Origin of the sequence: Salinicola peritrichatus, from assembly GCF_003206715.1 — a bacterium.
GTDB lineage: Bacteria > Pseudomonadota > Gammaproteobacteria > Pseudomonadales > Halomonadaceae > Salinicola > Salinicola peritrichatus.
In genome coordinates this window covers 1-16,265 of record NZ_PZJU01000032.1, presented here as the reverse complement: position 1 = coordinate 16,265, position 16,265 = coordinate 1, and the positions used below count along the sequence as shown (strand labels likewise).

General features: G+C 64.6%; 14 protein-coding genes. 12 read left to right on the top strand and 2 right to left on the bottom strand.

The genetic code is table 11. From position 1 onward, the window contains the following. Nucleotides 1-211: 211 nt before the first annotated feature. The 8 genes from DOM57_RS12910 to DOM57_RS12875 all read left to right on the top strand — a co-directional run bounded on the left by DOM57_RS12910 (nucleotide 212) and on the right by DOM57_RS12875 (nucleotide 8,440). Entirely contained in the window at nucleotides 212-1,615 is a 1,404-nt protein-coding gene (locus tag DOM57_RS12910; protein ID WP_110649615.1) for a sodium/glutamate symporter, read from the top strand. Next, nucleotides 1,612-3,240, top strand: coding sequence for an amidohydrolase (locus DOM57_RS12905; RefSeq protein ID WP_110649614.1), 1,629 nt, complete (start codon nucleotides 1,612-1,614; stop codon nucleotides 3,238-3,240). Before DOM57_RS12910 ends, DOM57_RS12905 begins: the two co-directional genes overlap by 4 nt. Next, complete coding sequence (locus DOM57_RS12900; protein ID WP_110649613.1) at nucleotides 3,233-4,141, top strand: CobW family GTP-binding protein; 909 nt, start codon at nucleotides 3,233-3,235, stop codon at nucleotides 4,139-4,141. Before DOM57_RS12905 ends, DOM57_RS12900 begins: the two co-directional genes overlap by 8 nt. A gap of 179 nt (nucleotides 4,142-4,320) precedes the next feature. After that, entirely contained in the window at nucleotides 4,321-5,214 is an 894-nt protein-coding gene (locus tag DOM57_RS12895) for a transporter substrate-binding domain-containing protein (protein ID WP_110649612.1), read from the top strand. Between the two features lie 84 nt (nucleotides 5,215-5,298). After that, nucleotides 5,299-5,940, top strand: coding sequence for an amino acid ABC transporter permease (locus tag DOM57_RS12890; RefSeq protein WP_110649611.1), 642 nt, complete (start codon nucleotides 5,299-5,301; stop codon nucleotides 5,938-5,940). 29 nt (nucleotides 5,941-5,969) lie between these two features. Further along, a complete protein-coding gene (locus tag DOM57_RS12885) occupies nucleotides 5,970-6,635 on the top strand; it encodes an amino acid ABC transporter permease (RefSeq protein ID WP_110649610.1) in 666 nt (221 codons plus the stop codon). Next, nucleotides 6,628-7,401 carry an amino acid ABC transporter ATP-binding protein gene (locus DOM57_RS12880; protein ID WP_204352964.1) on the top strand — a complete coding sequence of 258 codons (774 nt, stop codon included), beginning with the start codon at nucleotides 6,628-6,630 and terminating at the stop codon, nucleotides 7,399-7,401. Before DOM57_RS12885 ends, DOM57_RS12880 begins: the two co-directional genes overlap by 8 nt. A gap of 73 nt (nucleotides 7,402-7,474) precedes the next feature. Then, the gene (locus DOM57_RS12875; RefSeq protein ID WP_110649609.1) at nucleotides 7,475-8,440 is read left to right on the top strand and encodes a D-2-hydroxyacid dehydrogenase family protein; all 966 of its coding nucleotides are present in this window, start codon (nucleotides 7,475-7,477) and stop codon (nucleotides 8,438-8,440) included. A 60-nt stretch (nucleotides 8,441-8,500) separates the two neighbouring features. On the opposite strand, the gene DOM57_RS12870 is transcribed toward DOM57_RS12875, so the two are convergent. Both DOM57_RS12870 and DOM57_RS12865 read right to left on the bottom strand, forming a co-directional pair. Further along, nucleotides 8,501-9,187 carry a glutathione binding-like protein gene (locus DOM57_RS12870; RefSeq protein WP_110649608.1) on the bottom strand — a complete coding sequence of 229 codons (687 nt, stop codon included), beginning with the start codon at nucleotides 9,185-9,187 and terminating at the stop codon, nucleotides 8,501-8,503. A 123-nt stretch (nucleotides 9,188-9,310) separates the two neighbouring features. Then, a complete protein-coding gene (locus DOM57_RS12865; protein ID WP_110649607.1) occupies nucleotides 9,311-10,021 on the bottom strand; it encodes a glutathione S-transferase N-terminal domain-containing protein in 711 nt (236 codons plus the stop codon). Nucleotides 10,022-10,457: 436 nt separating this feature from the next. Here DOM57_RS12865 and DOM57_RS12860 point away from each other — a divergent pair, with 436 nt between their 5' ends. The 4 genes from DOM57_RS12860 to glcF form a co-directional block, all read left to right on the top strand. Continuing rightward, nucleotides 10,458-12,155 carry an L-lactate permease gene (locus DOM57_RS12860; protein ID WP_110649606.1) on the top strand — a complete coding sequence of 566 codons (1,698 nt, stop codon included), beginning with the start codon at nucleotides 10,458-10,460 and terminating at the stop codon, nucleotides 12,153-12,155. 176 nt (nucleotides 12,156-12,331) lie between these two features. Then, the gene (gene glcD, locus DOM57_RS12855) at nucleotides 12,332-13,831 is read left to right on the top strand and encodes a glycolate oxidase subunit GlcD (RefSeq protein WP_110649605.1); all 1,500 of its coding nucleotides are present in this window, start codon (nucleotides 12,332-12,334) and stop codon (nucleotides 13,829-13,831) included. A 23-nt stretch (nucleotides 13,832-13,854) separates the two neighbouring features. Further along, nucleotides 13,855-15,000, top strand: coding sequence for a glycolate oxidase subunit GlcE (glcE, locus tag DOM57_RS12850; protein ID WP_110649604.1), 1,146 nt, complete (start codon nucleotides 13,855-13,857; stop codon nucleotides 14,998-15,000). A 30-nt stretch (nucleotides 15,001-15,030) separates the two neighbouring features. Continuing rightward, the coding region (gene glcF / locus DOM57_RS12845) for a glycolate oxidase subunit GlcF (protein ID WP_110649603.1) at nucleotides 15,031-16,265 on the top strand (1,235 nt) is incomplete at its 3' end.

The following is a 16,265-nucleotide window of genomic DNA, read 5'->3' as shown; positions in this document are numbered from 1 at the left end:
GACTCCCGCGGCAATCACAGAAATGGACTGCTCTCACTCCTGCAAGATTTGCGCCAGTGGCACGCTCAACTGTCTCGAGCACGACGGGAATCTGTCCTGTAGCGCCGCGCATTCCGAACTTTAGTATGACCCGACTTACGTATGACCCGGCCCTGTCGCGTCGGAGCGACTCGCCCCCGACCATAACAACGTCAATCACGAGGACTACAACATGGGCAGTACCTTCCATGGCGTCATCGCCTTCGCGCTGATCGCTGCCTTGCTGGTTGTCGGCAGCCTGCTGCGCAGCCGTCTTCCCTGGCTACGAGCCAGCCTGATTCCCGGCAGCATCGTCGCGGGCATCATCGGTTTCATCGGGCTCTCCGCGGGGCTGGTTCCCGGCTATGCCCCTTCCGATTTCACTGCGCTCGCATTCCATTTCTTTACCCTGAGCTTCATGTCGCTGTGCCTGACCGGCAGCTCCAAACCAGCCGCAGGTGAACAGCGCCAGAGCATCGTCGGTGGCGGGTTGTGGCTGACGCTGATCTGGACCGCCAGTCTCGGCGCCCAGGCGGTGATCGGTTTTGGCCTGATGGCGGGCTACGACCTGATCAGCGGCAGTGATCTCAGCCCATTGCTGGGAGCGATCGTCACCCACGGATTCACCCAGGGCCCGGGCCAGGCGTTGACCTACGGCACGATCTGGGAGAACGATTACGGCATCGCCAATGCCGCGCAGGTGGGCGTCATTTTCGCCTCGCTGGGCTTCGTGGCCGCCTTCGTCGTCGGCGTGCCGGCCGCACGCTATTTTCTCAAACAGGGGCTCAACACCAACCGCAGCTCGACGCTGGATGACGATTTCGTTCGCGGCTTTCATACGCCACAGGCACAACCCTCTGCCGGTAAGCAGGTGTCGCATTCCGGCACCGTCGACTCGCTGGCCTGGCACATAGGCCTGCTGGGCGTGGCCTATGTCATCACCTACGTCTGGCTGACCGCGATGCAGCCACTGGTGGCCGGCAATCAGGTGCTTTCGGTGTTCTTCAGCTACAACCTGTTCTTCATCCACGGGCTGACGGTCTGCGTACTGATGCGGATGGCGATCGACCGCTTCGGCTGGGCCGACAAGGTCGACGACGACACGCTCAAGCGCATCACCAGCGGGTCGGTGGACTTCATGGTCGTCGCCACCCTGATGAGCATCCAGATCGCCGTGCTCTCTGCCCTGCTGGTGCCAATCTTGCTCGTTGCGGTTGCCATCACGCTGGTCACCTTCCTCGGCGCGATGGCGATCGGACGCCTCAGCGGCCGGCTCGGGCCGGAGCGTGCCGTCACCGCCTTTGGCTGCTGCTGTGGCTCCACCGGTACCGGCTTGCTATTGCTGCGCATGCTGGATGCCGACTTCAGCACCTCGGTGCCCAAGGAGCTGGCGTTCTTCAATATCGCGATCATCGTGGTCAACATCCCGACACTGTTCTTCGTCGCCCCGATTGCGCCCTCCCTCGGCACCTGGAGCTACCTGGCGATCTTCGGTGGCTACGTGGTACTGATGGCGATCTGCATCCCGCTACTGCTGAAATGGCAGCATAGTCGGGGCGGCCAGACGCCTTCCGTTCAGGAGCCGAATCCGTCATGAACCATCGCATTTTCGCCGCCCGGCGCATTCTAACCATGAACCCCTCGCAGCCGGAGGCCACCCACATCGCGGTCCGCGACGGTCGGATTCTCGGCGTCGGCTCGCTGGAAACGCTGTCGGATCTGGGTGACTTCGAACTCGACGAGCGCTTCGCCGACAAGATCATCCTCCCCGGCTTCGTCGAGGGCCACAGCCACGCGCTGGAAGGCGTGCTGTGGGAATACCCCTACGCCGGTTTCTTCCCGCGCCAGGATCCCGACGGCCATATCTGGCCGGGGCTGACCGATATCCCCTCGCTACAGCGTCATCTCGGCGAACAGATGGCCAAGCTATCGCCGGACACACCACTGATCGCCTGGGGCTTCGATCCGATCTACTTCCCCCAGCGCCGGCTTGATCGCGACGATCTCGACGCCATCGACGCCGAGCGCCCGATTGTTGTCATCCATGCCAACCTGCACATGATGACGGTCAACAGCGCCATGCTGCGTCTTTCCGGTCTCGAGTCGCAGGCCGCTATCGAGGGCGTACTGACCTTCGACGACGGCCGACCCAACGGCGAGCTGCGCGAGATGGCGGCGATGTTCGCGATCTTCGACGCCCTGAATCTGGATCTTTTCGACCGCGGCAGTGAACAGACGACGCTCGAGCGATACGCGCGCATCGCCCAGCGCCACGGCGTGACCACGCTGACCGACCTCTACAATCCGCTGAGTGACGATGGTGTCGAGTGCATGCAGCGCACCTGTAACCGGGCCGACGTTCCGATGCGCCTGGCGCCGGCCATGAGTGCGCTGACCTACACGCCGGAAGACGGCATCGACCGAGTTCTCGGCTGTCGCGAGAAGCGCAGCGACAAGCTGCATTTCGGGCTGGTCAAGCTGATGACCGACGGCTCCATCCAGGGCTACACCGCACGTCTCAAGTGGCCCGGCTATCACGACGGATCGCCCAACGGCATGTGGAACGCGGAGCCGGAACGCCTGACCGAGATCGTCCACCGCTATCATCAGGCCGGGCTGCAACTGCATATCCATACCAACGGCGACGAAGCCGTGGAGCTGATGCTGGACGCCATCGAATCGGCGCTGGAGCTGTGGCCGCGGGCCGACCATCGCCACACCCTGCAGCACTGCCAGATCATCAGCCACGCCCAGCTGAAACGCGCGGCGCGACTCGGGGTGTGTCTCAACATGTTCGCCAACCATCTCTACTACTGGGGCGACATCCACCGCACCCGCACGCTGGGTTTCGAACGCTGCCAGCGTCTCGAACCGCTGGCCTCGGCGGATCGCCTGAGCATACCGATCGCAGCGCATTGCGATGCGCCGGTCACCCCGTTGGCGCCGCTGTTCACGGCGTGGTGTGCCGTCGCTCGTCAGACCGCCAGCAGCGAGGTGCTGGGGCCTAATGAGGCGTTGAACGTGGAACGTGCGCTGCGCCTGATCACGCTGGACGCAGCCTATACCCTGAAGCTGGACGACCACGTCGGCAGCCTGGAGGTGGGCAAGTTCGCCGATATGGCGGTGCTCGACGAAGACCCGCGTGAGGTGCCGCTGGATCGACTGGCTTCGATCGGCATCGCGGCAACGGTCGTCGGCGGCCACGTCTTCAGCAATGTCTGAGCTCGTCACCACCAGCCCGATACCTGTGACGTTGGTGGCCGGTTATCTCGGCGCCGGCAAGACCACCTGGCTCAACATCCATCTGCGAGACGGCGTGGCACCGGGCACCTTGGTGCTGGTCAACGACTTCGGCACCATCAATGTCGACGCCGAGCTGATCGACTACGCCGGGGAGCGCCTGCTCAAGCTCAGCAGCGGCTGCCTGTGCTGCTCGTTGAGCGACGAGCTGGGCTCGCAACTCTCGCGTATCGGCCGCTGGCCGGAGCCGCCCGCGGCGTTGATCATCGAGACCAGTGGTGTGGCCCGACCTCGACGCATCGCCGACATGATCCGCGTGGCGCAACGTTTCTGCCTGGATCGCATCGTCACTATGGTCGACCTGGCGAGCCTTGCGCAGCGCCTGAACGACAGCCGCGTCGCCGAGCTGGTGGCAGACCAGATCCTCAGCGCCGACCTGCTCTCCCTCAACCGCGGCGATGATCTCGATGTCGTCGAGCGTGACCACCTGATGGGTCGGCTCCACGCGCTCAACCCCACGGCTCGCATCACGTACGCCGATTCCAGCGTCGGCAGGACACCGGAACCCGCGACGGCGCAACCGATGACTGTGCGCCGCGCCGCCGGAGAACACGATCCCGACTGGCAGCGTTTTGCGATCGCCCTCCCGCCATCGTTGGAACGACGGACACTGGAATTTCTGCTCGCCAAGCATGCCGACGGGCTGGCGCGGGCCAAGGGATTCATTCAGGCCGACGGCCAGCACTATGTCTTTCAATGGAGCGGCGGACATGCCGACTGGACACCCGCCAGGCCGCGTCCGGGCGCCAGCCAACTGGTAGGAATCGGCTTTGCCGGGGCGCCCTTCGATGCGCTGATCGCGGCACTGAAGGCGCTCGCCTGATTTGCCAGCGGCAACGCCAATCTGGCCAGCCAATGACAGCAAACTGGCTCTATAGCGACATCGCGTGAATTCTTTAGGGTGGAGAGACCGACTCGGGGCGTCCGCAACGCTCTTTCAACGGCGCCGCCGGGCCAACCGACAGACCTATCACCGACAACAATATATCGAGGGTGTTCTTCATGCTGCGCTTCCCGACCAATGCCACTTCGCCTTCCCGCCGCCTGTCCAGACTCGTCGCCACCACCGTAGCCGGTACGTTGATGGCGTTGTCGTTGTCGGCCTTCGCCGCCGACCTCTCCGAGATAGAGAGCCGCGGCTACCTGAGCGTGGCTACCGAGGACAACTACTCGCCGTTCAACTACATCGAGGATGGCAACGCCGTGGGCTTCAATGCCGACATGCTGGAAGAGCTGCGCCAGTACGCCGACTTCGATGTGCGTCAGGACATCCTGCCCTGGACCGGACTGCTGGCGGCGGTCTCCACCGGTCAGTACGACATGGCGCTGACCGGCGCGTCGGTCTCCGACGAGCGGCTGCGCGTATTCAACTACACGCCGCCCTACGCTTCCGCCCAGCACTTCGCCATCAAGCGCGCCGACGACGACAGCATCAGCGACGTCGACGATCTCAGCGGCAAGACGGTGGGCGTTCAGGCCGGTAGCGTGCTGCTGTCCCGTCTGCCGGAATTGAAGAAGATGCTCGAGGACGACGGCGGCAAGCTCGGTGAGGTGGTGCAGTACGAATCCTACCCGGAAGCCTTCGCCGATCTGGCCAACGGCCGCCTCGACTACGTGATCGACTCGGCGGTGCCGGTCAACACGCTGGTCGCCTCCAAGCCGGATGTCTTCGCCAAGGGGCCCGCCGTTTCCGGCGCGGGCTATGTTTCCTGGCCGATTCCCAAGAACAGTCCCGAACTGCTCGATTACATGACCGACTTCCTCGCTCATATGCGCGAAACCGGACGTCTGGCCGAGTTGCAGGAGAAGTGGTTCGGCGAGAGCTTCCCCGATCTGCCCACCGAGCCGTTGACCAGCGTCGAGCAGTTCCATGAGCTGGCGGGCCTGGACGGCTGATACCTGCTCCCTCGTTGCCTTGCGCCATAAAGCGCCGTGCTGTCGCGCGGCGCCCGTTTCATCGTCTGTCTCAGGGGTCTATTCATGAACACCAGTGCCTGGCACATGCTGCTGGAAGGTGCCTGGACCACCGTCTGGATCTCCGGCGTCTCGATCGCCATCGGCGTGGTGGCCGGCCTGCTCATCGCGCTGATCCGCTTGGCCCGCATTCCGATCGTCGACCAATTGCTGGTGCTCTACGTCAGTCTGGCCCGCGCCACGCCCTTGGTGACGCTGACCCTGTTCATCTTCCTCAGCGCCCCGACATTCGGCATCAACCTCAACCGCAACGTCACCGGCATCCTGGCTCTGACGCTCAATACCACGGCGTTCAACGCCGAAATCTGGCGCAGCGCCTTCCGCAACTTCTCCCGCGAGCAGCGCGAGGCCGCCATGGCGGTCGGCATGACGCCCTGGATCACCTTCCGTCGCATCATGTTGCCGCAACTGGTGGTCACCAGCCTGCCCGGCCTGGTCAACGAGATGTCGTTCCTGATCAAGGGCAGCCCGGCGATCGCGGTGATCGGGATCGTCGATCTCACCCGCGTCACCAATCGCATCTCGGCGGTGACCTACGAACCGCTGCCGCCGATCCTGGCCGCCTGCGCGCTCTACATGCTGGCGATCGGTTGCCTGGTGTGGCTGCAGCGACTCGCCGAACGTCGCGCCAATCGGTTGGCCGTGTGATCGGCTGACAAACGCAAGCGAGGAGCGACATGACCAACTGGCAAATCCTGTGGGATGCCCGCGATCAATTCTGGTCCGGTTTCCTCAGCACGATGGAGATCTTCGGGCTGTCGATCAGCGCGGCCTTTCTCATCGGCTGCGTGATGCTCTTCATGCTGGAGGGCACCCGGCCCCGGCTGGCACTGCCGCTACGGATATTCATCGACGGCATGCGCATGCTGCCGTTTCTGATGCTCGCCTACGTGCTCTACTACGGCCTGCCGACCTTCGGCATTCGCCTGAACGCCTGGTGGGCTGGCGTGGGCGCGCTGGCGGTCTATCACGGCTGCTACTTCGCCGAAATCTTCCGCGGCAGCCGACTGACCTTCCCGCCGGGGCAGATCGAGGCCGCCAAGGCCCATGGGTTCACCAAGGGCAAGATGTTCCTGCGCCTGATCCTGCCGCAGATCGTGATGCAGACCCGGCCGCTGATCGGCAACCAGCTGATCTATGCGCTCAAGGACACGGCCTTCCTGGTGATCATCACCGTGCGCGAGCTCACCGCCGCCGCCAACAACCTGTCGGGAACCTACTTCATCCCCACCGAAGCCTTCATCGTGGTCATCGGTTTCTACTGGGCGGTCAGCATCGTCATGGAAATCATCATCAAACAGTGCGGGCGTTTCAGCGCCAAACGAGGATTCGACCATGTCTGAAACAACCCTGCCCGAGACGGCCGCGGTATCGATTCGCCAACTGTCGAAAAGCTTCGACGGTGTCGAAGTGCTGCGCGACGTCAACCTCGAAGTCGCGAAAGGCGAGGTGGTGACGATTCTGGGCTCGTCCGGATCGGGCAAGTCGACGCTGTTGCGCTGCATCAACTGGCTCGAGCAGCCCGATCGCGGCAGCATCCACATTGCCGGCCAGCGTATCGGTGTCGACGATGCCGGTCGCCCGATGCCGGTCAAGACGCTGGCCCGGGTCCGCGCCCGCACCGGCATGGTGTTCCAGAGCTTCAACCTGTGGCCCCATCTCAACGTCCTGCACAATGTCACCGAGGCGCCGATCCACGTGCTCGGCAAGTCGAAGCGCGAGGCCGAGGAACACGCCCGGGCACTGCTGGAGAAAGTCGGCATGTCGCACAAGGCGGATGCCTATCCCAACACGCTTTCCGGTGGCCAGAAGCAGCGCGTGGCGATCGCCCGGGCTCTCGCGATGCAGCCGGAGGTGATGCTGTTCGACGAGCCGACCTCGGCGCTCGACCCCGAACTGGTCGGCGAAGTGCTCGCGGTCATCAAGGACCTCTCCGCCGAAGGCTACACCATGGTGATCGTGACCCACGAGATGGCCTTTGCCCGTGCGGTTTCCGACCAGGTGGTGTTCCTGGAGAAAGGCCTGATCATCGAGCGCGCGGACCCCGAGACCTTCTTCACCAACGCCAGTACCGAACGGGTCAGGAAATTCCTCGAGCGCGAGAGTTGAGACAACGGGTCTCGACAGCGCCCGGCGAACGTGCCAACAATGCCGAAGACGCCATCGATCCGAGGAGCCCGCCATGTCGATCACCGTCACGGTACTGAATGACTATCAGGGCTGTTGTGCCTTTCTCGATGCGGCCCATGAACTCGACGGCAGCGACATCCGTCTGGATATCGAGCACCGCCATCTCGCGCCGGCGGCGTTGCCGGCACGCCTGGCCGAGAGCGACGCGGTCATCCTGATCCGCGAGCGTACCCGTCTGACCCGCGAGTTGCTGGAGCAATTGCCGAAGCTGAAGCTGGTGGTACAGACGGGCCGCCTCTCCTCGGCGATCGATCTCGACGCCTGCCGCGAGCTAGGCATCGAAATCCGTGATGGCAACGGCTCGCCCGTGGCGCCGGCGGAGCTGAGCTGGCTGCTGATCCTGGCTGGCAGCCGGCGCCTGGGTGGCTACCTGGCGCGCCAGGCCGAGGGCGAGTGGCAACGCACCACGCCACGCCTGGAGGAAGAGTCGCTGGGCTACACCCTGCATGGTCGTACTCTGGGTATCTGGGGGCTGGGCAAGATCGGTAGTCTCGTCGCCGGCTACGCCAAGGCCTTCGGCATGCGGGTCGTCGCCCATGGCCGCGAGTCGAGCGCCGGACGCGCCTTCGAGCTCGGGGTCGAATTCGAGCCCAACCGTCGCGCCTTTCTCTCACGCTGCGACGTGGTCAGCCTGCATCTCAAGCTCACCGCCGAAACCCGCGGGCTGGTAACGGCGGCGGATCTGGCCGCGATGCGCGCCGATGCCCTGTTGGTCAACACCAGCCGCGCCGAGCTGATCCGCCCGGGGGCGCTGCTTGATGCCCTCGACGCCGGCCGCCCGGGAGCCGCCGCCGTCGACGTGTTCGAGAACGAGCCCGCCGGGGCCGTCGCCTACCAGGCCCATTCCCGCGTCCTGGCGACGCCACATATCGGCTTCGTCGAAAAAGACACTTACGAACTCTATTTTTCCACCGCCTTCCGGCAGGTACGGGAATTCTTCGAAGCCCGGCGACCCTGAGCGGCGCGCCCCGGCCCAGGCCGGGGCGCCACTATCGGGTAGCCATTGGCCAAACAGGGGCTATTGGCCAAACAGGTGTCGGCGAGCCTCGTCGTTCATTTCCACGTTGTTCTGCGGATTGATCTCTTCCGCCTTGGCGTAGGCGCGCTTGACCGCGTCGCGTTCCCCCACCCGTTCGAACCAGCGCTGCAGGTTGGGATAGTCCTCGATGTCCTGGCCCTGCTTCTCGTAGGGTTTGATCCAGGGCCAGATTGCCATGTCGGCGATGGAATAGTCGTCGCCGGCGACGTATTCATTGTCGTCGAGTTGCTTGTCGAGTACTCCGTAGAGCCGTGAAGTTTCATTGATATAGCGCTCGACGGCGTATTCGATCTTCTTTGGCGCGTAGTTGCGAAAATGGTGATTCTGCCCCGCCATGGGCCCCAGACCGCCCATCTGCCAATACAGCCACTGCAGAACCCGGTAGCGCTGGCGGCCCGACTTGGGCAGGAACTTGCCGCTCTTGTCGGCCAGGTACTCCAGAATCGCACCGGACTCGAACAGCGAGAGCGGCTGGCCGCCGTCGCTGGGGGCCCGGTCGACGATCGCGGGGATACGGTTGTTGGGGGCGATCTCGAGAAACTCGGGGGAAAACTGCTCGCCCTTGCCGATGTTGATCGGGTGAATGCGATAGTCGAGCCCGGCCTCTTCGAGAAACAGCGTCACCTTGTGGCCGTTGGGCGTCGTCCAGTAGTAGAGATCGATCATCACAAGCTCCTGTCGCGATTACCGGCATGAGGCCGGATGTGCCCCCAGCATAAGCCTTCGCCCGAGCAGCGTCTCGCATGGCATCGCGCCACCCGCCCGGACGTAACCGGCCAGCACGCGACCTCAGTCGGCGAACGCCCCTTCGATATCGACGATCCGCGTGGCGTTGCGCCCCAGGCCGCCATGCAGATCGAGCATGCGATTGAGCCAGGCATAGACCGGATCGGCGTTGGAGACCAGATCGGCAGCCGAGGTGACCCGCGCCCACAGGAAGACACCGATCACCAGATAATCCGCGGCACCGGCCGTTTCCCCTTCGAGGAAAGGCGCCTCGTCGAGCCGTCCACGCATCGGTTCCAGTGCGCGGTCCAGCATCGACAGCCCCTGGCTCGGCGAATGCATCTCTTCCAGCGTGCGCCCGAACATTTTTTCCCGCGAGGTGCGGAAATACTCCCTGTCATCGGGATGCACGGCGTTGAAGACGTCCATCAGGATCGTGCGCAGAATGCCCGGCGCCAACGAACGCTCGGCGTAGAACTTGAAGAAGCGTGCCCGGGCTTCCGCCGTGGCGTCGCCGAGCAGCGGCTTTTCGGGGTAGGCATGGTCGAGGTAACGGAAGATCTCGTAGCTGTCGACCACGCTCTCGTCACCGTCGACCAGCACCGGCACTCGCGTCTGATCGGAGAAGGCTATCGCCTGCTTGTCGGTGAACTTCCACGGAATGAATTCGCAATCCAGCCCCTTGTGCGCCAGGGCATACTTGACCCGCCAGCAGTAGGGCGAAAACCGCAGTCGCTCATCGCGACCGCACAGATCGTACATCTTGCGGCTCATGTCACTCTCCTCGTTGGCCCAAACGTCGACACGCTTGTCGATGCAGCATGTCCAAGCATCTGACCATTCGTCAACGCGATCTTGTCCTCTGCCACGGCGGCGCGATGACGAATCGTCATCACACGGTTATCGGTGTTGCCGGCCGGTAACGTCCATTAGTCGCACTCCTGCTATCTGCCATCACCGTTTTGCCTTCGGCAAATTGCGACAATAAATAATATTTATCAAATGCTTATCTCAACACACCGAACATTTCGCCATTATGGTCTGACCAATTAACCAGCGTTGGCACCCACTGCGGCGCTGGTTATCTTCCGGGCAATCGCCGCTTCCCCTCGAAGCGAGCATGCCGGGCGGCGACCGCCGTTGCTCGAGCGCCACCGCACGAGACACGGCTTCGACAAGCGCTCATAAAAATGACTCAAGGGCTTTCGATATGAACCATACGCTATTATCGCTGCTGGCCTTTCTGCCACTGGTGTTGGCCGGGGTACTACTGATCGGCTTCCGCATGGCGGCGCGCACGGCGATGCCGATCGTGTTCGTCGTCGCGGTATTGATCGCGCTGCTGGCCTGGGACATGACCGGCACCCGCGTGCTGGCCTCCACGCTGCAGGGGCTCGTCATGACCGTGTCGCTTTTGTGGATCATCTTCGGTGCCATCCTGCTGCTCAACACGCTCAAGCACTCGGGCGGTATCATGGCGATCCGCAACGGCTTCTCCGGCATCAGCCCGGACCGCCGCGTGCAGGCGTTGATCGTCGCCTGGCTGTTCGGCTGCTTCATCGAGGGCGCCTCCGGCTTCGGTACGCCAGCCGCGGTGGCCGCGCCGCTGATGGTGGCGTTGGGCTTTCCGGCGCTGGCCGCCGTGGTGGTGGGAATGATGCTGCAATCGACGCCAGTCTCGTTCGGCGCCGTGGGCACCCCGATCGTGGTCGGTGTCACCGGCGGCGTGAACCAGTCCGCGATCGCCGAACAGCTCACCGCCAGCGGTTCCAGTTGGGAGACCTATTTCCGCCTGATCACCTCAGAAGTCGTCATCACTCACGGCATCATCGGCGTGTTCATGCCGCTGATCCTGGTGGTGATGATGGTGCGCTTCTTCGGCGAGAACCGTTCCTGGACCGAGGGCCTGTCGATCACCCCGTTCGCGCTGTTCGTCGGTGTCTGTTTCGTGGTGCCGTCGATGCTGGTGGGCGTGTTCCTGGGGCCGGAGTTTCCCTCGCTGCTGGGCGGTCTGATCGGCCTGGCGATCGTAGTGCCGGCGGCGCGCAAGGGCTTCCTGCTGCCCAAGGATACCTGGGATTTCCCGGAACGCTCGCAGTGGCCCGCCGAATGGCTGGGCAAGATCGAGATCAAGGTCGACGACGTCGCCGGCAAGGCACCGATGTCGACGCTGCGCGGCTGGATGCCCTACGTCATCGTCGCCGCGCTGCTGGTGATCTCGCGCACGGTACCTTCGGTCAAGGCCGCGCTCTCCTCGGTCAGCACCGGCTGGAGCGATATCCTGGGTGAACAGGGCGTTTCCGGCAGCATCGAATGGCTCTACCTGCCCGGCGGAATCATCCTGATCGCAGTGATCGCCACGATCTTTCTTCATGGCATGCGCGCCCCGCAGGTCAAGGCCGCCTTCGCCGAGTCGTCCAGAACCATTTTCGGTGCCGGCTTCGTGCTGCTGTTCACCATCCCGATGGTACGCATCCTGATCAACTCCGGCGTCAACGAGTCCGACCTGGTCTCGATGCCGGTGGCCATGGCGCAGTTGGTTGCCGACGGCGTCGGCCAGATCTATCCGCTGTTCGCCCCGGCGGTCGGCGCGCTGGGCGCCTTCATCGCCGGTTCCAACACCGTCTCCAACCTGATGCTGTCGGCGTTCCAGTTCAACGTCGCCGAGGTGCTGGGACTCTCCACCGCGATGATGGTGTCGCTGCAGGCGGTGGGCGCCGCCGCCGGCAACATGATCGCGATCCACAACGTGGTCGCTGCCTCGGCCACCGTCGGATTGCTCGGCCGCGAGGGCACGACGCTGCGCAAGACGATCCTGCCGACGCTCTACTACTGCCTGTTCGCCGGGATCATCGGCCTGTTGGCGTTCTTCGTGTTCGGCATCGGCGACCCTCTCGTGGGTGGTTGACCCATCTCGTCGCCTGTTCGGAACGGCTCCCGTCGCTCGCTGCGGGAGCCGTTTTGGTAAGACCATTTAACAACATATTAGGCTTTCGGCTAATGGTGGCCGTTGGCTCCCTTCCACAGAATATGGAAAAGACTTCCATAAATATCCGTTCGACTCGACGACCCGAGGAGATGGCCATGAACCTGCTCTACGACGAGCGCCTCGACGGCGAGATCGAGAGCGTCGACAAGGCGTCGTTGATCGCCGCCATCCAGGCCGTGGCGCCCAAATTGACCCTGCTCGACCGCGAAGAGGATCTGCGTCCGTTTGAGTGCGACGGTCTGGCGGCCTACCGCACCCTGCCGATGCTGGTGGCGCTGCCAACGACGCTGGCCGAGGTCGAGGCCCTGATGCGGGTGTGCTACGAGCATGGCGTACCGGTGGTCACCCGCGGTGCCGGCACCGGTCTCTCCGGCGGCGCGCTGCCGCTGGAGAAAGGCGTGCTGCTGGTGATGTCGCGCTTCAACCGGATCCTGGAGCTCGATCCCGACGCCCGCATCGCCCGGGTCCAGCCCGGCGTGCGCAACCTGGCGATCAGCGAGGCCGCCGCGCCCCACGGGCTCTACTACGCGCCCGATCCTTCGTCGCAGATCGCCTGCTCGATCGGCGGCAACGTGGCCGAAAACGCCGGCGGCGTGCACTGTCTGAAATATGGCCTGACCGTCCACAACGTCATCGGGGTCGAGATCGTCACCATCGAGGGCGAGCGGATGAGGCTGGGCGGCGAAGCATTGGACTCGCCCGGCTTCGACCTGCTGGCGCTGTTCATGGGCTCCGAGGGCATGCTGGGCGTGGTCACCGAAGTCACCGTCAAGCTGCTGCCCAAGCCGGAAGTGGCCAAGGTGCTGATGGCCTGTTTCGACGACGTCGAGCGTGCCGGCAAGGCGGTCGGCGACATCATCGCCGCGGGCTGCATTCCCGGCGGGCTGGAGATGATGGACAACCTGGCGATCCGCGCCGCGGAAGATTTCGTCCACGCCGGCTACCCGGTCGAGGCCGAGGCCATTCTCCTGTGCGAACTCGACGGCGTCGAGGCCGATGTCCATGCCGACTGCGAACGCGTTCGCGGCCTGCTCGAAGCGGCCGGCGCCACCCAGATCCAGCTGGCCCGCGACGACGCCGAACGTCAACTGTTCTGGGCCGGGCGCAAGGCCGCCTTTCCCGCCGTGGGGCGGATGTCGCCGGACTACTACTGCATGGACGGCACCATCCCGCGTCGCGAACTGCCGCGGGTACTCAAGGGCATCAACGAGCTCTCGCAACGCTATGGGTTGCGCGTGGCCAACGTCTTCCATGCCGGCGACGGCAACCTGCATCCGCTGATCCTGTTCGATGCCAACCAGGCGGACGAACTGGAAACCGCCGAAACCCTCGGCGGCAAGATTCTCGAACTCTGCGTCGAAGCCGGCGGCAGCATCACCGGCGAACATGGCGTCGGCCGCGAGAAGCTCAACCAGATGTGCACCCAGTTCGCCGCCGACGAGTTGACCCTGTTCCACGCGGTGAAGGCCGCCTTCGACGAGCGGCGGCTGCTCAACCCCGGCAAGAACATACCGACGCTCGCCCGCTGCGCGGAGTTCGGCGCCATGCATGTTCACCACGGCGAGCTGCCGCATCCCGAGTTGCCCCGGTTCTAATGGTCAAGGGCAAGGAGACGTTTATGACCCACCTGCAGGATCAGCAGCCGGAATACACCGCGCCGGGCGACCCCGGCCCGACGTTCGATGCCGGACACGACGACAGCGAGGCGCTGTGCGAACGGGTCCGGCGAGCGCATCACGAGCGCAGCCCGCTGCGCATCGTCGGTGGCGACACCAAGGCGTTCTACGGCCGCCGGGTCGAGGCCGCCCATGAACTCTCGACCACCGGCCACCATGGCATCGTCCACTACGATCCGGTCGAACTGGTGGCCACGGTACGCGCCGGCACCCGGCTCGCGGTGCTGGAACGCACGCTGGCCGACAGCGGCCAGCAGCTGGCCTTCGAGCCGCCTCACTTCGGCGACTCCGCCACCGTCGGCGGCATGGTCGCCGCGGGTCTCTCCGGCCCCCGGCGCCCGTGGGCGGGAGCGGTGCGCGACTTCGTGCTCGGCGTGCGGGTGATCACTTTCGAGGGCAAGTCACTGCGCTTCGGCGGCGAGGTGATGAAGAATGTCGCCGGCTACGACCTCTCCCGGCTCATGGTCGGCGCCCAGGGCACGCTCGGCGTGCTCACCGAGGTCTCCTTCAAGGTGCTGCCGTTGCCGCCGGCGCAGGCCTGCCTGCGGCTCGAACTGCCGCTGGAGAGCGCCCGCCAGCGACTCGGCGAGTGGGGCCGCAGGCCCTTGCCGATCACCGGCGCGGCGCATGACGGCAAGGCACTGCACATCCGTCTCGAAGGTGGCGAAGGCTCGGTTGCCGCCACCTCGGCAAGCCTTGGCGGCGACGAAGAGGACCCCGGATTCTGGAGCGACCTGCGCGAGCAGCGGCTGCCCTTCTTCGCACACAACGATTCACGTCCGCTGTGGCGCCTTTCCCTGCCCGCCCGCGCGCGGCTCCCGGCGCTCGAGGGCGACTGGCTGATCGATTGGGCCGGCGCCCAGTGCTGGCTAAGAAGTGAAGGAACGAGAAGCGAGGAAAGCGGCATCCAGATCCAGGAAGCCGCTGTCGCAGTCGGGGGGCACGCCACGCGCTTTGACCGCGAGGGGAGCGCCGACTCCCCGTTCACGCCGCTGCCGCCGACACTGGCCAAGTACCACCGCCAGCTTAAGGCGCGCCTCGACCCGCACGCCATTTTCAATCCCGGCCGGCTCTATTCCGATTGGTAGAGCAAGGACCGACTGGTAGGAAACGATCCCATGCAAACCCACTTCACCGACGCCGCCCGCGCCCAACCGCATATTCGTGAAGCGGACCGTATCCTGCGCACCTGCGTGCATTGCGGGTTCTGCAATGCGACCTGCCCGACCTATCAACTGTTGGGCGACGAGCGCGACGGCCCGCGCGGACGCATCTACCTGATCAAGGAACTGCTGGAGAGCGACGAGCGTGACGATCAGGTCACCCAGGAGACTCAACTGCACCTGGATCGCTGCCTGACCTGCCGCAACTGCGAAACCACCTGCCCTTCCGGCGTGGAGTACCACAAGCTGCTCGATATCGGCCGCGCCGAGGTCGACCGCCGGGTCGGCCGCCGCCCCGGCGAACGGGCGCTGCGGCTCGGCCTGCGCAAGGCGCTGGTCGAACCCAAGCGGTTTCAGGCACTGCTGGCACTGGGCCAGACCTTTCGGCCGCTGGCGCCCCATGACCTCCGCGACAAGATTCCACCGCGCCAGCCCCACCGCAGCCGACGCCCCGCACCCGGCCGTCATTCGCGCCGGATGCTGATCCTGGAGGGCTGCGTGCAGCCGGGGCTCGCTCCCAATACCAACGATGCCACCGCCCGTGTGCTCGACCGTCTCGGCATCGGCGTGCATGCCGCCCAGGAAGCCGGCTGCTGCGGCGCCATCGACTACCACCTCAACGCTCAGCAAGCCGGACGCGCGCGCATGCGTGCCAACATCGACGCCTGGTGGCCGGCGATCGAGAACGGCTGCGAAGCGATCGTACAGACCGCCAGCGGTTGCGGCGCCTTCGTCAAGGAGTATGGCGACATGCTGGCCGACGACCCGGCCTATGCCACCAAGGCCAAACGGGTCAGCGAATTGGCCAAGGATCTGGTCGAGGTCCTGCGCGACGAGAACCTGGAAGCCCTCTCTCCATCAGTATCGCCACAAGCCGCGTCAACGGAGCAGGACACACGCCCGAAGCCCCGCCTGGCGTTCCATTGCCCGTGCACGCTGCAGCATGCCCAGCGTCTCGGCGGCGCGGTCGAGGGCGTACTCGAACGGCTGGGGTTCGATCTGACGCCGGTGCGCGATGGCCATCTCTGCTGCGGCTCCGCCGGCACCTACTCGATCACCCAGCCGACGCTCGCCAAGCGCCTGCGCGACAACAAACTGGATGCGCTCGAGGAACAGGCACCGGATACCATCGTCACCGCCAACATCGGCTGCCAGACGCATCTCAATGGTGCCGGGCGCACGCCGGTGCG

Coding starts and splice junctions, on each gene's coding strand:
- DOM57_RS12910 (WP_110649615.1), top strand. CDS start 212: ATGGGCAGTACCTTCCATGGCGTCATCGCCTTCGCGCTGATCGCTGCC.
- DOM57_RS12905 (WP_110649614.1), top strand. CDS start 1,612: ATGAACCATCGCATTTTCGCCGCCCGGCGCATTCTAACCATGAACCCC.
- DOM57_RS12900 (WP_110649613.1), top strand. CDS start 3,233: ATGTCTGAGCTCGTCACCACCAGCCCGATACCTGTGACGTTGGTGGCC.
- DOM57_RS12895 (WP_110649612.1), top strand. CDS start 4,321: ATGCTGCGCTTCCCGACCAATGCCACTTCGCCTTCCCGCCGCCTGTCC.
- DOM57_RS12890 (WP_110649611.1), top strand. CDS start 5,299: ATGAACACCAGTGCCTGGCACATGCTGCTGGAAGGTGCCTGGACCACC.
- DOM57_RS12885 (WP_110649610.1), top strand. CDS start 5,970: ATGACCAACTGGCAAATCCTGTGGGATGCCCGCGATCAATTCTGGTCC.
- DOM57_RS12880 (WP_204352964.1), top strand. CDS start 6,628: ATGTCTGAAACAACCCTGCCCGAGACGGCCGCGGTATCGATTCGCCAA.
- DOM57_RS12875 (WP_110649609.1), top strand. CDS start 7,475: ATGTCGATCACCGTCACGGTACTGAATGACTATCAGGGCTGTTGTGCC.
- DOM57_RS12870 (WP_110649608.1), bottom strand. CDS start 9,187: ATGATCGATCTCTACTACTGGACGACGCCCAACGGCCACAAGGTGACG.
- DOM57_RS12865 (WP_110649607.1), bottom strand. CDS start 10,021: ATGAGCCGCAAGATGTACGATCTGTGCGGTCGCGATGAGCGACTGCGG.
- DOM57_RS12860 (WP_110649606.1), top strand. CDS start 10,458: ATGAACCATACGCTATTATCGCTGCTGGCCTTTCTGCCACTGGTGTTG.
- glcD (WP_110649605.1), top strand. CDS start 12,332: ATGAACCTGCTCTACGACGAGCGCCTCGACGGCGAGATCGAGAGCGTC.
- glcE (WP_110649604.1), top strand. CDS start 13,855: ATGACCCACCTGCAGGATCAGCAGCCGGAATACACCGCGCCGGGCGAC.